We start from the raw sequence: 12,016 nt of genomic DNA on the forward strand, positions 1-12,016 counted from the left end.
AGCATCCGCAGCGACGATGGCAGGATCGACGGGCACGAAACGCAAAGATCCACTCCAGCGCCCATAAGCACGGGACGTAATGCCGTTGCGTGTCGAAGCTTCATAGGCGGAAAGACCGGGTGATCGGCGGACACTGATTGGGCCGCCAACTTCGCCAATGGCCCCTGCATGGCGTGCAGCGATGCAGAGCGTGCTGTCATCGGTATACAGTAGCGTTCCGTAGGCGTTGCCTCGCCTCATCTGCTCTGCCGAGCACCTGCAGGTCAGCTCCATCTCTCGTGTTCGAAATGTAGACGGACACGCTTCCAGTCCGAAAGCTGAGTCGTTCGCCGACAATACGAAGAGCGCGGCCAAGCCCGCGAGCAGTGAGCCTGCTCGCGCAGGTGAGCGCACGGACATGAGTAATCATTCCTGTTAGATACGATCGGCTGTGCCGGATCCTTCCCGAGGTCAATATTTCAATCAATATATATCAAATGGCCTAAGCGGAGCGACATCCGCTGAGGTGGACCGCATATTGATACCCCGTCGAAGTTCAGGATTATTCGACTTGTTGTATCTGTTTTTAAAATCACACCATATGTTTGATAAATTATGTATATATGTAATATTATCTCAGATTTCTCCGGTATTATTTCTTAATATTTACGATATGAAGGTGATTTTGTGGCTCCATGAGCATTCAGTCCTCGAACATTCGGCAGGAAATGCCGATTTGTGACGATTGGTGTCGGTCTTATTTTAACAGGACTCCGGGCGAACGACCTGAGGGGGCCTCTTATGTTCACTGCATCCAAAGACCGCGAACTCATCGTCCGCGAGGCCCGGAGCTGGATCGGCACGCCCTACCACCCCGGCGCCGACCTGCGCGGCGTCGGCGTCGATTGCGGCATGCTCCTCGTGCGCGTGTTCGTCGATGCCGGCCTCGTGCCGGCCTTCGATCCGCGCCCCTACCCGCAGGATTGGCACCTCCACCGCGGCGACGAGCGCTACCTCGGCTTCGTGTTCGATCGCGCCGCCGAGGTCGTTTGCCCGCAGCCCGGCGATGTTGCGCTCTTCCGCTACGGTCGCGCCTATGCCCATGCCGGCATCGTCACGGGGACCGCGCCGCTGACCTTGGTGCACGCCTTCTCGCCGGCCCAGGCCGTGATCGAGGAGCCGATCATGCGCAATCCCGTCCTCGCCGAGCCAGGCCGGCGCCCCCGCTTCTTCAGCCTCTGGGCCGCCCGCGCGACCGCCGAGGCTGATCCGGTCTGAGGCCTCCATGAGCCTGTTCGGCGGCAAGAAGCGCACCGTCCGGCCGGACTACACCGGCCTGCAGGTCCAGACCGCCTCGAGCGCGCTGCCGATCCCGATCGTCTACGGCACCAACCGCATCGCCCCGAACATCATCTGGTCCGACGGCTTCCAGACCCACGCGCAGCGCGGGAAGAAGGCGGGCGGCAAGGGCGGCGGCCGACACGGCGTCACCGGCTACACCTACTCGACCTGGATCATGTTCGGCCTCGCCGAGGGGCCGGTCCAGGGCATCGGCGAGGTGTTCAGCGGCCAGTCGGTCACGCCGTTTCCGACCAACTTCCTCAGCCTCATCCCCGGCGACACGCCGCAGCAGCCCTGGGGGCCGGCGCTGGCCCGCTATCCGGCCGCCGCGCTGCCCTACAACGGCACCGCCTACCTCGCCTCGCCCTACTTCGACCTGGGCACCAGCGCCACCATCTCGTCGGTCGCCTTCGAGGTGGTCGGGCGGCTCGCCGGCACCGCGGGGCCGCTCGGGCAGGATGCTGACCCCGCCGCGTTGATCTCGGACTTCCTGACCAACGCGCAGTACGGTGTCGGCCTGCCGGCCTCGGCGCTCAGCGGCGCGGCCCTGTTCGGCGCCTCGGGGGATTCGTCTTACCAGACCTACTGCGCCGCCCTCGGCCTCGGGCTGAGCCCGGCGCTCACCGACGCCGAGACCGCCAACGCGATCCTGGCGCGGTGGCTGCGGCTCACCAACAGCGCGGCGGTGTGGTCGGGCGCGCGGCTCAGGATCGTCCCCTACGGCGACCAGGTCGTGACCGGGGTGACGCACGCGGGCGCCAGCATCACCTACGTGCCCGACGTCGCGCCGGTCTACGACCTCACGGACGACGACATCCTGGCCGCCGAGGGCGACGATCCGGTGCGGGTCGCGCGCAGCGATCCCTACGGCCTGCCCAACGTCCAGCGCGTCGAGTGCTCAGACCGGAGCCACGGCTACACCGCGACCACGGTCGAGGCGCGCGACCAGGGCGCGATCGAGCGCTACGGCCTGAAGGTCGGAGGCACCATCACCGCCCGCGAGATCTGCGCGCTCTCCATCGGTCGGCTCGTGGCGCAGCTCGCCCTGCAGCGGGCCCTCTACATCCGCAACACCTACACGTTCCGCCTGTCCTGGGAGTTCTGCCTCCTGGAGCCGATGGACGTCGTGACCCTGACCGATCCGCGGCTCGGGCTCGCCCGGACGCCGGTGCGCATCACGGCGATCGAGGAGGACGAGGACGGGCTCCTGACCGTCACGGCTGAGGAATTCCCGCGCGGGACCGCGACCGCGGCGGCCTATCCCACAGTCGGCGCGACCGGATCGGCGGTCGACCGCGACCGGGCGCCCGCGCCCGTCAACGCGCCGCTGATCTTCGAGCCGCCCGCCGCGCTCACGGCCGGCGTGGCGCAGGTCTGGATCGCGGCCTCCGGCGCCAACGCCGACCCGTACTGGGGCGGGGCGAACGTCTGGGTCTCGCGCGATGGCGCCAGCTTCGTCGAGATCGGCACGGTCACGGGCGCGGCCCGCCAGGGCGTGCTCACCGAAGACTTGGCCGCCCCATTCGGGCCCAACCCCGATCGCGACAACACGCTCGTGGTCGATCTCGGCCGATCCGGCGGGACGCTCGCCTCAGCCAGCGAGGCCGACGCGCGGGACGGCGTCACCCTCGCCCTGGTCGGCCAGGAACTGGTGTCCTTCTCCGCCGCGACGCTCACCGCGCCGCACGTATACGCCCTGACCTATCTGGAGCGCGGGCTCTCCGGCTCGCCGACCGGCGCGCACCCGGCTGGGACGGCCTTCACCCGGCTCGACGAGGCGGTGTTCCGCTACAGCGTGCCGGCGGCCTATATCGGCACGCCGCTCACCGTGAAGCTGCAGGCGTTCAACATGTTCGGCGGCGCGGCCCAGGACCTCGCGACCTGCACGCCCTACACGGTGACGCCGATCCGCTCGGGCCGGTTCGGTCCTGTCGCCGAGACCCTGGCGGTCGGCAGCGGCGCGGATCTGGGGCTCGCCTCGCAGGCGGCCACGCGGAGCGACGATCTCGGCCGCGCCTCCGACCCCTATCCCAACGGTCTCGATCTGGGGCGCGCATCCGCATGAGCATCCGGCTGCAGTTGCTTCGCGAGGCCTGGGACTTCCTGCGCACATTCACCGGCCGTGCCGGCGAAGTGGTGGTCGACACCACGAACAATCGCCTGGTCGTGCATGACGGCGCCACGGCCGGCGGCTTCCCGGCGGCGAAGCTCTCGGACCTGACGGCGCCGCAGAACCTCACCCGGCTCGGGATCGGCACGACGGCCGATGCCGCCACCCCCTTCGCGGCCAAGCTCGACGCGGCGTTATGGACGGCGTTGACCAAGGCCGAGGGCGGCAGCGGCGACCTGCGCTACACCCTCAACAAGGAGGCCGCCGGCAACACGCTCTCATTGCTGTTCCAGTCCGGCTGGTCGGGACGGGCCGAGATCGGCCTCAGCGGCGATGACGACCTGCACTTGAAGGTGTCGAGCGATGGTACCGCCTGGACGGAAGCGCTGCGGATCGATCGGAAGACGGCCGCCGTCACCGTGCCCGGTCCGCTCGTCGGCGCTGCAGCGTCACTGACGAACCTCGCGCTCTCCGGAACACCCGATCAGCTCGTGATCAACGGCGGCGGCAACTTCGCGTCGATCGCCTTCACCGACGGCAACCTATCGTCCAAGTGGTCGTTCGGGCGTGACCCCAGCGGCGCCCTGATGATCTACGACGCGGTCGGGGGGCGCAACCCGATCGTGCTGGCGCCGAACGGCCCCGTGGCCTTCTCCGCCCCGATCACGGCGCGATCGGCCAGCTTCGGCGGCGCGCTCGGGCTCGGCTCGTTCACGGTCGCGACGCTCCAGGCGGGGAGCGCCGGCCAGGTCGTCTTCGTCAGCGACGGTCGAAAGGTCCTCGAAGGGGCCGGCTCCGGCTCGGGTGTGATGACCTGCTACTCCAACGGCGCGTGGCGCCGCCTCTCCGACGACGCGGCAGTGATGGGATGAGCACCAGCGACCTCTTCCTCTACGAGTTTCTGTATCGCGGCCGGCCGCCGGGCGATCCGCAGCCACCGGCCTGGCACGTGGTGCTGGCTCAAGTGGTGACGCTCCCGGGCGGCGGTCCGGCGCAGGTCGTCGCCAGTGTGGCGCTGTCGCCCACACAGGCTGAGGCTGCAGGCTTTCCGCTGCCGGCGCTGCTGTCGGCGATCGATGGCGCCGTGCTGGCGGATCGGGACGCGAAGGCGGCGGCGCTATCAAAGGTCGAGGCCGACCTGGACGCCCTGCGCGGGGACCTCGCGGCTGTGACGGCCGAGCGCGATCAGCTTCGGGACGCGACGCGCCCGGCCTGACCGACTCGGCAGACGAAGCTCCATCATCGACGCCTCGGCCGCGCTGCGCTCACGGCACGCGTCGCTGCCGCCGACGTCCGTCCCGCAGGGCAATCCGTTCCCGACCCTGTCAAGCGAGGCTCCCCATGAGACCCCTGCTCCGCGCGGCAGCTCTGCTGCTGGCGCTTCTCTCGGCGTGCGCGCACGCCATCGCCGCACCGCGCCCTCATCGACCGCGCGCCGTGTCCGTCCCGGTGTTCCTCCCAGGCGTCGGCCGGGTGTGGATCTCCGCCCACCCGGCCTCCGGCCGCCGCCGCTGATCGGGAGGAGCCCATGGATCTCTCACCCCTCGGACACGCGGCCCTGGCGGCGCGCGAAGGCTGCCGGCTGCGCGCCTACCGCGACAGCGTCGGCGTCTGGACGATCGGCCGGGGCCACACCAGCGCGGCCGGCCCGCCGGCCGTGACCGAGGGCCTGACCCTCACCCAGGCCGAGGCCGACGCGCTCTTCGCCGCCGATCTCGCGCCCTACGTGGCGGCTGTGCGCGCCGCCCTCGCCAAGCCGGTGCCGCAGCCGTTCTTCGACGCCTGCTGCTCGCTCGGCTTCAACATCGGCCAAGCGAACGTCGCGCAATCCGCCGTCGTTCGCCGCGCCAATGCCGGCGACCTGCCGCGTGCGGTCGACGCCTTCCTGCTGTGGGACCGGCCGGCCGCGATCCGCGCGCGCCGGCAGGGCGAGCGGGACCAAGCGGCGCTGCCCGCCTACGGCACCGTCTATGCTCGGCGGGGCGATCCCTCGCCGGTGCGCGCGTTGGAGGGATCGATACCCGCCGCGCCGGAGAGGCCCGACCCGCTCGCGCCGATGACCGGCACGGCGAACGCGGCGTCTGAATCCTGGTGGCTGCGCCTGCGCGACGCCATCCGCCACAACATGCAGACGGGTGCCTGACCATGGGGTTCCTCGCGCTCCTTCCGGCGCTGCTCGGCGCGCTCGGTCCGATCCTCCAGAAGGTGCTGCCCGACGCGGGCCAGCGGCTGCAGGTGCAGCTGGAGCTGCAGCGGGCGCTGATCGAGCAGCAGGCCGATCTCGGCCGCGCCATGGCCGAGGTGATGAAGGCCGATGCCGGCTCGGAGAGCCCGCTCGCCCGCAACGCCCGGCCGATCACCGTGCTGTGGGCGCTGGCGATGATCACCTGGGTGGGCGTGATTTCGCCCATGGTGGGTCTACAGGTCGAGGTGGTGAGTGCGCTCAAGGGCGTGCCGGCCGAGCTGTGGTCGCTGCTGACCGTCGGGATCGGCGCCTACATGCTGGCCCGCTCCGTGGACAAGATCGTGCCGCAGGTGGTCGGGCCGAAGGGTTGAGACCCGAAACCGCCGGTGCGCACCGATGACGGACCAGACACCGACTCGGATGCGGACAGCGCGTCCGGGCCGCAGCGAGCGAAGGGCCGGGACCATGACGGATCATCTGCCCGAGTGGATCGGGCGCCTGATCGAGCGGGTCGAGGCCACAGGCCGCCAGATGGACGCGCTCGGCGGCAAACTCGACCGGATGGACGAGAAGCTGGAGGGCGTGGCCTACCGGCGCGACATCGAGCACTTCGTGGCGCGCGACGAGATCGAGCGGCGGATCGACAAGGCGGTCGACGGCGCCAAGGCGGAGGCCGCCAAGGGGCTCGCCGAGGTCGCGGGGCAGGTGCGGGACCTGCGCAAGATCGGCTGGGGCTTGGCCTCGGCGGCGCTGCTGGCCTTCGGGGGGATCGTCCTGGCGAAGGTCGGGCTGGCGGGGCGGTGAGCCGGATCGGCAACTGGAACCGCGCCTGCTTGGCCGCGCGTACCCTGGGGTTCGACATCCGGCGAAGTAACCATCTTGAATGACCCGGCTCTGACCGGGGCGGCTTTTCCTGCCGTCACGACCTCAAATGAGGGATGACCGATCGAGACGAGCCGTTACGGTGATCGCAGCCCGAGACCCAAGCCTTCAGCCCCGCCGGCACCGCCGCGCGGGGGTTTTTCGCATTCTGCTCTGGTCTTCAGATGCGCTCTAATTGCAGGTCAACTTCCGGCCTTCGGCCATCCCGACCTTGCGGTAGTGTTCCAGACCGGACTTGATCGCTCGGCCTATGACCGCCCGGCGCACGTCCGGATTGCAGCGCAGATACTCCTCCTCGTTGAAAGCGTAGTCGCCACGCCCGCCTCGTGAGCCTCGGTCATAGTCCCGATCGTAATCGCGGCGGTCACGGTCGCCGTAGCCTCGATCTCCGTAGCCTCGGTCGCGGGATCCGTAATCGCCGCGATCGTAGCCGTAGTCGCGTCCGCCGTAGGGCTGTGCGAAAGCAGGAGCCACTCCGCTGAGTAGCGCCAGGCCGAGGACGCTCGCCGAGATCACCTTCATGTCGTGCTCACCGTTGTTGAGGAGCGTAAACGCTTTCACCGGCGGGTGGTTCGATTTGCCTGGGCGGGTGTCGCGCCCTCGCTCCCTGCACCACGACCGTCAGGGGCTTTCCTTTCCCCGCGTCTGGCCTACCCTCAGTGTCAGGTTTGGCTGAACTATCCCCCCATTCGGTGCCCGACCCGAGAAGCCCGCCCGGTCCGCCGGCGCGGGCTTTTTCGTGCCCGACCTCCCCCGAACAGGTGATGTCGCGGTGGCTGACGCGCTGCTATCCCGTCTCCGAGACTCCAAGCCTTCAGCCCCGCCGGCGCTGCCGGGCGGGGCTTTTTCGCAACCGACTTGGCTTCGTAAATATCGAACCATCTCTCAAGCGCGCGCGTTTGTCAGCCTTCAGTTCAAAGGAAGGTTCTCATGCGCCATCGCGTTCTCGCAGCCGCCACCGTCTTCACTCTTCTTGCAGGCGGAGCCTCTGCACAGGCTCCCGCAGCGACTCCTGTTGCGCCCTCCGCTCCTGGCGCTTCAGGCGTAGTTGCGCCTCAGAACAGCACGACCGGTAGCAATGGCGCAGTCACGGCTTCGCCGACCGGACAGCCGGCCGACACGATTTCTAACAGCTCGTCGTCGGCCGGGAATGCCAATCAGCCTGAGCGCGCTGTTCCTCAGGGCGGCGGCGGTGGCGGCAGCAGCAAGTAGCCGCGGATCGCCTCATCGGCGTGCGCTTTTTTCGGCCCCGCCGGCCATGCCGCGCGGGGCCTTTTTCGTGCCCGGAATCCCCGGGCGGGACGCGCGCCCGGCCGGCCTCGCACGGCCCGGTAACCGGCACCGACCATCCTGCTGCCGAGCCAAGTTGCGTATCGGCTCGGCTCACTCGTTGGTGAGATCGGATGCTCCCCGCCAGGTCTGCCAGTGCGGGCTTCTTCGTAAGCTTGCTTCTGACATAGGTGAGTGCAGGCCGGCACCGATCCTGCGATCGTTAGATGATCGTTGGCACGACGTTCCGGGCGCTGGCGGCTGGGAGAGGCCTGTGCTCCCGCCCCCAGCGGAGAGGGTCATGCCGCGATACTTCTTCAACGTCCACGACGGCCACAGCTCGCTCGACCAGGAAGGCATTGATCTACCCAGCCCGGACGTGGCGCGCGTCATGGCGATCAGACTGGCCGGTGAGATCTTCCGGGATGAGGCCGAGAGGATGCTGCTCGGCCCGGCGTGGCGCCTCGCGGTCTTGGACGAGGCCGGCAAGTCCGTCTTCAGTGTCGATGTCCACCTGTCCACGAGACTCGATGGGCAATAGGCGTTTGACCCGAAAGCATTGGCGGGATCGGACGTTCCCCCGCCCCGTGAGCAGATCGGGGCGGGGCCGAGCGGCAGCGACTCGGGCAATCTCGTAGCTTCTGATCGACCCTGTCGCCCTGGCTTCGGCCCAGACGCCTTTCGTTGTTTTGTCCCCGCCGGCACTGCAGTGCGGGGCTTTTTTGCGCTCACGAACGCATTACCCTCGACACAGATTCGGCCGGACATCCCCCGAGGCTCGGATCTGGGAAGGCCCGCTCGGTCCGCCGGCGCGGGCTTTTTCGTGCCGAGCTGCAAGCCAACTGCGAGTTGGCCCTTTTCGGCCTCCCGGTTCGGCTCGGGTTTTCATCGAACGTCACCGATGTTCGGCATCGCGAAGTGCTTCAGGCGAACCTTTAAGTGCCGTTAATCTTGAACCTCACTATCGCCGATCGAACGCATCCGACGCGATATAATCTTCCGGTTGCAGCGCTCGGAGTTTCCGATGAACGTGGTGGAAATGCTCGCCTTTTCTATTCTGTCCGCCGGCTTGATCCGGGCCGCCATAGCGTTCAATCGCTGAAGAGCCGATCGGAAGTCTCGCCAGCGCTCAACCTCTGCGATTGCAGCAGGCTATTTCAATGGCGATTATACCGTTCGCACATACGACGGACCGAGCCTTCGCCGCAGTTGGAGTCTGGCCTATGCAGAGTCAGCAATCCATGCAAGACTGGATGATCGCCGGGTGAAACCTTTCAGGCTCCGGTGACTGAGCGACAAGTGCGCTGGCCTGCATTGGACAGGCGCAACCATGGACCAGATCCCGTCTTCTGACGTGCGCGAGGCTCGTCGCACCGAAAATGGACTGAAAGTGGTGCCATTTCGCGATTTGGCATCTTTGGTCGAAATCAAACTCAGCAAAGCAGATAAGCTGAGCGAATTACGGGATCAGCTTTTGACCCGTCGTCGAAGCATCGTCACGGCTGCTGCCGAAATGAGCACTACTCCGTCTCATAGCGCCATCCGGCAGATTGCTGAGATACAGATCGCTATCGCAGCAATTGAGTCCGTACAGGACGAGGATACCTTGCCGTAAGTCGGTATGCGAGGCTAGATCACTGCCCGTTGGCCGGGGCGGCTTCGCCTTTGCAATTTTCTTCGTCGCCGCATCGAACTCAGCTTCATCCTCGCTGGCACCAGCTTCACGCGCGGCTTCGATGAACTGGCGGCGCTGTTCGTCAGGCGTCAGCGTCTCGGCGTCGAGCTTGGTGGGCTTAGGTTTGCCCGGTTTTGAACTAGTCATGATATCGGCCAAGCCTTAACCGCGAGACTTGCAAGAATTTCTTGCCGTCTTTCAATTGCGTCAAAATCCCAAATATCCTCGTTCGCAACCATGTTCGTTATCGCATACGGCGCGTCTGAAAAAGACGGCCGCTTATCTCAGCCATAGCCACCTCGTAGTGCAAACCACACTACCGCACGGCTCAACGCGCCGTATGTAGTGCAATCTGCACTACTTGGAGCAGCGGATTGTCAGGCCAAACGATAGGTTAGCCGCTGGCCAACCGCGCCCCTGAGCGCTCGCTCTGCATGCTCCGCATCGTTCACGCCGAGCTTCACACGGTTGTTGTGCCGGAAGTCGAACTCCGCGAGGTAGCGGTGCGGGCGCCGATCATCGAAGCGCCACCCGGCAGATCGTTAACTACTCGCCGCAACCCCGCCGGCATGTCCACTCTCCCGCCCGCCGTTGCCTCTAGGCGCGACCAGATCGAGCGCCTGTCCGAGCACGCCGTACCCCGGTCCCCTCGCCGTTCTCGTCGATGAAGATGATGCCGGCGGCTTCTGGGGCGCTCACCGCAGCAGCCGGACCGTCATGCTTGCACTGGTGATGAACGGGACCGCCCCGAAAGCCGCGACGCTGAACCACCACAGCACGCGGTCGTACATGGTGGGTTTGTGGTGGCCGATGAACGGATCCTCGATCCACCCAATCGGCTGGTTGGAGTCGCTAAGCAGCAGCCGGTTGAGGCTTTCGGGTAATGGGCACACTGACCGGTTGGGGACGTTCCGATCCTGGGCCATGCTCTCCCCTTTCTGCGAGCACGGCGCCTGCAGCGCCTCCTGCACGAGCCGGGGTTCGGGTCAGACAGGACTGGCGAGGACATAGTCGATTATAGCGGCGAATGTGTAGGGCTCGCTCGACAGGTATCCGCTCCCTGCGCCGGGCATCACGTCAAAGGCACGTTGCCCTACCTGCCCAGCCGCACGCATCGCTTCACTGGGTTCCCGCAGCTCTTTCAAGACGGCGCGGACGATGGCTTCGGCATCTTCACGGCCGGCCAGCGGTGGTCGGCGCTCGCAAGCATCGAAGGCTGCTGCACATAGACGCTTCATATCTGAGTTCATCACCGAACGCCTTTGCCATGGCCGCTCCGCCTTCGGAGCTATCTCTACGTGCGGCGGACGACTTCAGGAGCGGTACCGCGCGGCCTCAAGGCCCTTTAGCGGCACGCCGGTCCTGAACCGATCGTATTTGCGGCCGAGCATGTCGAGCGCGGGACCCGTTGAAACCAAGACAAGCGGGCGATCAACCTCGCTGGCAACGCGGAGCGATCTATCGTGGAAGGCAGAGTCTGGTTCGGGATCGCTCATAGCTCACCTGGGGCGATTTTGCCTTCAACGCATCGCCCAAGCAGCAGCGGTCATTGTAACTGTAATCTATAAGCAATGCTCAGAGTTCTTCATCAGAGCTCGGGACATACATCTTCCGAAGATCCTCTGGCCCTATGATCCGATCTCCAACTCTGATCCATGGCAGGTGCTCATCTGACCGGGGCATATGCATTGCGCTGCGAAATGCTTCGTCGAAATGAGGCCATATATCCGGCCCGTGAGTGAGGTCAGCCGGCCGGGCCCGAAACATTTGCGTGGTCGCAACGGCTCCTTCTTCAAGCCAAATCAAGGTAGCCGGAATGTCCTGATCAATGTGAGTGCTCATAGCGCCCTCCTGTTAGGCGCGAAGCATACGCCTGCGAGAGTGAGTTAGCGAGCGAATACGGACGCGGTGCAGGTCCGCGTGCGTTCGTAGTCGGATGCCGACCCAGGCCGCTATCGGATCGGCGGCTCGGCCATCTCCAGCGGCCTTATTTCAGATAGCCCTTCGCCTTCAGGCGCTCATTCGGCGTTGATGCATACGTGGGGATGAACACGTCGAATAGCTTGTTCGACCGGTTCTCCGGCTACCGGACGAAGCCTGGGCAGACCTGGGGGCCGCCGGTCTGGGAGTTCGCGGCCAAGGGGCGCTGACACGCTGCTTCACCGCCGAAGCTCACCATGTCCTGATATCTCGACGCTCGTCCCATCCAGGGCCTGCTTGCCGCTCGACGAGCCCCCGCGAGACGAGCGCGCTCCAGACTAGTGCAGTGACGCGGACGGAGGATTCACGCAGGCGGTGAGGCGTGCGAGTCTGGGCCATGGCTCAGACGGTATGCGTTCTTCTCGATGCGAGCGACGCGGCACGGCTGGCTGCGATCGCCAGCGACCGCTCTCGCCCGCTCAAACATATCCAGCGCGCCCGCATCGTCTTGCTCTCGGCCGAGCGCCTGAGTGTCCAGGACGTCGCCCGGCGAGCGGGCGTCAGCCGTCCGGCCGTGTGGCGCTGGCAGCGGCGCTACGCCGAGGCGGGCGTCGAGGGTCTGCTGCGCGACAAGACGCGTCCGCCCGGGACACCA

The 12,016-nt window shown here is 66.3% G+C and carries 13 protein-coding genes and 1 pseudogene; 9 read left to right on the plus strand and 5 right to left on the minus strand.

Annotation, left to right across the window (positions count from 1 at the left end):
• Positions 1 to 780: 780 nt before the first annotated feature.
• The 7 genes from BLT59_RS27660 (at position 781) to BLT59_RS27690 (ending at position 6,419) form a co-directional block, all read left to right on the plus strand.
• Complete coding sequence (locus BLT59_RS27660) at positions 781 to 1,257, plus strand: C40 family peptidase (RefSeq protein ID WP_091788622.1); 477 nt, start codon at positions 781 to 783, stop codon at positions 1,255 to 1,257.
• A gap of 7 nt (positions 1,258 to 1,264) precedes the next feature.
• Complete coding sequence (locus BLT59_RS27665) at positions 1,265 to 3,385, plus strand: phage tail protein (protein WP_091788624.1); 2,121 nt, start codon at positions 1,265 to 1,267, stop codon at positions 3,383 to 3,385.
• Positions 3,382 to 4,302 (plus strand): hyaluronate lyase N-terminal domain-containing protein, encoded by a 921-nt coding sequence (locus BLT59_RS31550; RefSeq protein ID WP_175544159.1) that lies wholly within the window; start codon positions 3,382 to 3,384, stop codon positions 4,300 to 4,302. The genes BLT59_RS27665 and BLT59_RS31550 overlap by 4 nt, the downstream gene beginning before the upstream one ends.
• Positions 4,299 to 4,646 carry a hypothetical protein gene (locus BLT59_RS27675; RefSeq protein ID WP_091788627.1) on the plus strand — a complete coding sequence of 116 codons (348 nt, stop codon included), beginning with the start codon at positions 4,299 to 4,301 and terminating at the stop codon, positions 4,644 to 4,646. The genes BLT59_RS31550 and BLT59_RS27675 overlap by 4 nt, the downstream gene beginning before the upstream one ends.
• A 312-nt stretch (positions 4,647 to 4,958) precedes the next feature.
• A complete protein-coding gene (locus BLT59_RS27680) occupies positions 4,959 to 5,573 on the plus strand; it encodes a lysozyme (protein WP_091788633.1) in 615 nt (204 codons plus the stop codon).
• Positions 5,574 to 5,575: 2 nt separating this feature from the next.
• Positions 5,576 to 5,986: a 3TM-type holin gene (locus BLT59_RS27685; protein ID WP_091788640.1), complete on the plus strand. Its 411-nt coding sequence runs from the start codon at positions 5,576 to 5,578 to the stop codon at positions 5,984 to 5,986.
• Between the two features lie 94 nt (positions 5,987 to 6,080).
• The gene (locus BLT59_RS27690) at positions 6,081 to 6,419 is read left to right on the plus strand and encodes a hypothetical protein (RefSeq protein WP_058606360.1); all 339 of its coding nucleotides are present in this window, start codon (positions 6,081 to 6,083) and stop codon (positions 6,417 to 6,419) included.
• Positions 6,420 to 6,668: 249 nt separating this feature from the next.
• On the opposite strand, the gene BLT59_RS27695 is transcribed toward BLT59_RS27690, so the two are convergent.
• Complete coding sequence (locus tag BLT59_RS27695; RefSeq protein ID WP_091788684.1) at positions 6,669 to 7,019, minus strand: hypothetical protein; 351 nt, start codon at positions 7,017 to 7,019, stop codon at positions 6,669 to 6,671.
• A gap of 1,048 nt (positions 7,020 to 8,067) precedes the next feature.
• Between BLT59_RS27695 and BLT59_RS27705 the strand changes: the two genes are divergently transcribed.
• Entirely contained in the window at positions 8,068 to 8,307 is a 240-nt protein-coding gene (locus tag BLT59_RS27705) for a DUF6894 family protein (protein ID WP_091788652.1), read from the plus strand.
• Between the two features lie 918 nt (positions 8,308 to 9,225).
• Here the strand turns inward: BLT59_RS27705 and BLT59_RS27710 are convergent.
• The 4 genes and pseudogenes from BLT59_RS27710 to BLT59_RS30890 form a co-directional block, all read right to left on the minus strand.
• Positions 9,226 to 9,600 (minus strand): hypothetical protein, encoded by a 375-nt coding sequence (locus BLT59_RS27710; RefSeq protein WP_139174131.1) that lies wholly within the window; start codon positions 9,598 to 9,600, stop codon positions 9,226 to 9,228.
• Positions 9,601 to 9,818: 218 nt separating this feature from the next.
• Positions 9,819 to 9,947 (minus strand): annotated as a pseudogene (locus BLT59_RS30880) (IS1595 family transposase); the annotation flags it as partial.
• 189 nt (positions 9,948 to 10,136) lie between these two features.
• A complete protein-coding gene (locus BLT59_RS31555) occupies positions 10,137 to 10,412 on the minus strand; it encodes a hypothetical protein (RefSeq protein WP_091788665.1) in 276 nt (91 codons plus the stop codon).
• A 15-nt stretch (positions 10,413 to 10,427) separates the two neighbouring features.
• Positions 10,428 to 10,691 carry a hypothetical protein gene (locus BLT59_RS30890; protein WP_139174132.1) on the minus strand — a complete coding sequence of 88 codons (264 nt, stop codon included), beginning with the start codon at positions 10,689 to 10,691 and terminating at the stop codon, positions 10,428 to 10,430.
• Positions 10,692 to 11,758: 1,067 nt separating this feature from the next.
• Here BLT59_RS30890 and BLT59_RS27725 point away from each other — a divergent pair.
• On the plus strand, positions 11,759 to 12,016 hold a 258-nt coding region (locus tag BLT59_RS27725), incomplete at its 3' end, for a helix-turn-helix domain-containing protein (RefSeq protein WP_139174133.1).

Source organism: Methylobacterium sp. UNC378MF (assembly GCF_900103195.1).
Classification (GTDB): Bacteria; Pseudomonadota; Alphaproteobacteria; order Rhizobiales; family Beijerinckiaceae; genus Methylobacterium.

Excerpts from the sequence above, each read along its gene's own strand:
- BLT59_RS27660 (WP_091788622.1), top strand. The coding sequence starts at position 781 with ATGTTCACTGCATCCAAAGACCGCGAACTCATCGTCCGCGAGGCCCGG.
- BLT59_RS27665 (WP_091788624.1), top strand. The coding sequence starts at position 1,265 with ATGAGCCTGTTCGGCGGCAAGAAGCGCACCGTCCGGCCGGACTACACC.
- BLT59_RS31550 (WP_175544159.1), top strand. The coding sequence starts at position 3,382 with ATGAGCATCCGGCTGCAGTTGCTTCGCGAGGCCTGGGACTTCCTGCGC.
- BLT59_RS27675 (WP_091788627.1), top strand. The coding sequence starts at position 4,299 with ATGAGCACCAGCGACCTCTTCCTCTACGAGTTTCTGTATCGCGGCCGG.
- BLT59_RS27680 (WP_091788633.1), top strand. The coding sequence starts at position 4,959 with ATGGATCTCTCACCCCTCGGACACGCGGCCCTGGCGGCGCGCGAAGGC.
- BLT59_RS27685 (WP_091788640.1), top strand. The coding sequence starts at position 5,576 with ATGGGGTTCCTCGCGCTCCTTCCGGCGCTGCTCGGCGCGCTCGGTCCG.
- BLT59_RS27690 (WP_058606360.1), top strand. The coding sequence starts at position 6,081 with ATGACGGATCATCTGCCCGAGTGGATCGGGCGCCTGATCGAGCGGGTC.
- BLT59_RS27695 (WP_091788684.1), bottom strand. The coding sequence starts at position 7,019 with ATGAAGGTGATCTCGGCGAGCGTCCTCGGCCTGGCGCTACTCAGCGGA.
- BLT59_RS27705 (WP_091788652.1), top strand. The coding sequence starts at position 8,068 with ATGCCGCGATACTTCTTCAACGTCCACGACGGCCACAGCTCGCTCGAC.
- BLT59_RS30890 (WP_139174132.1), bottom strand. The coding sequence starts at position 10,691 with ATGAACTCAGATATGAAGCGTCTATGTGCAGCAGCCTTCGATGCTTGC.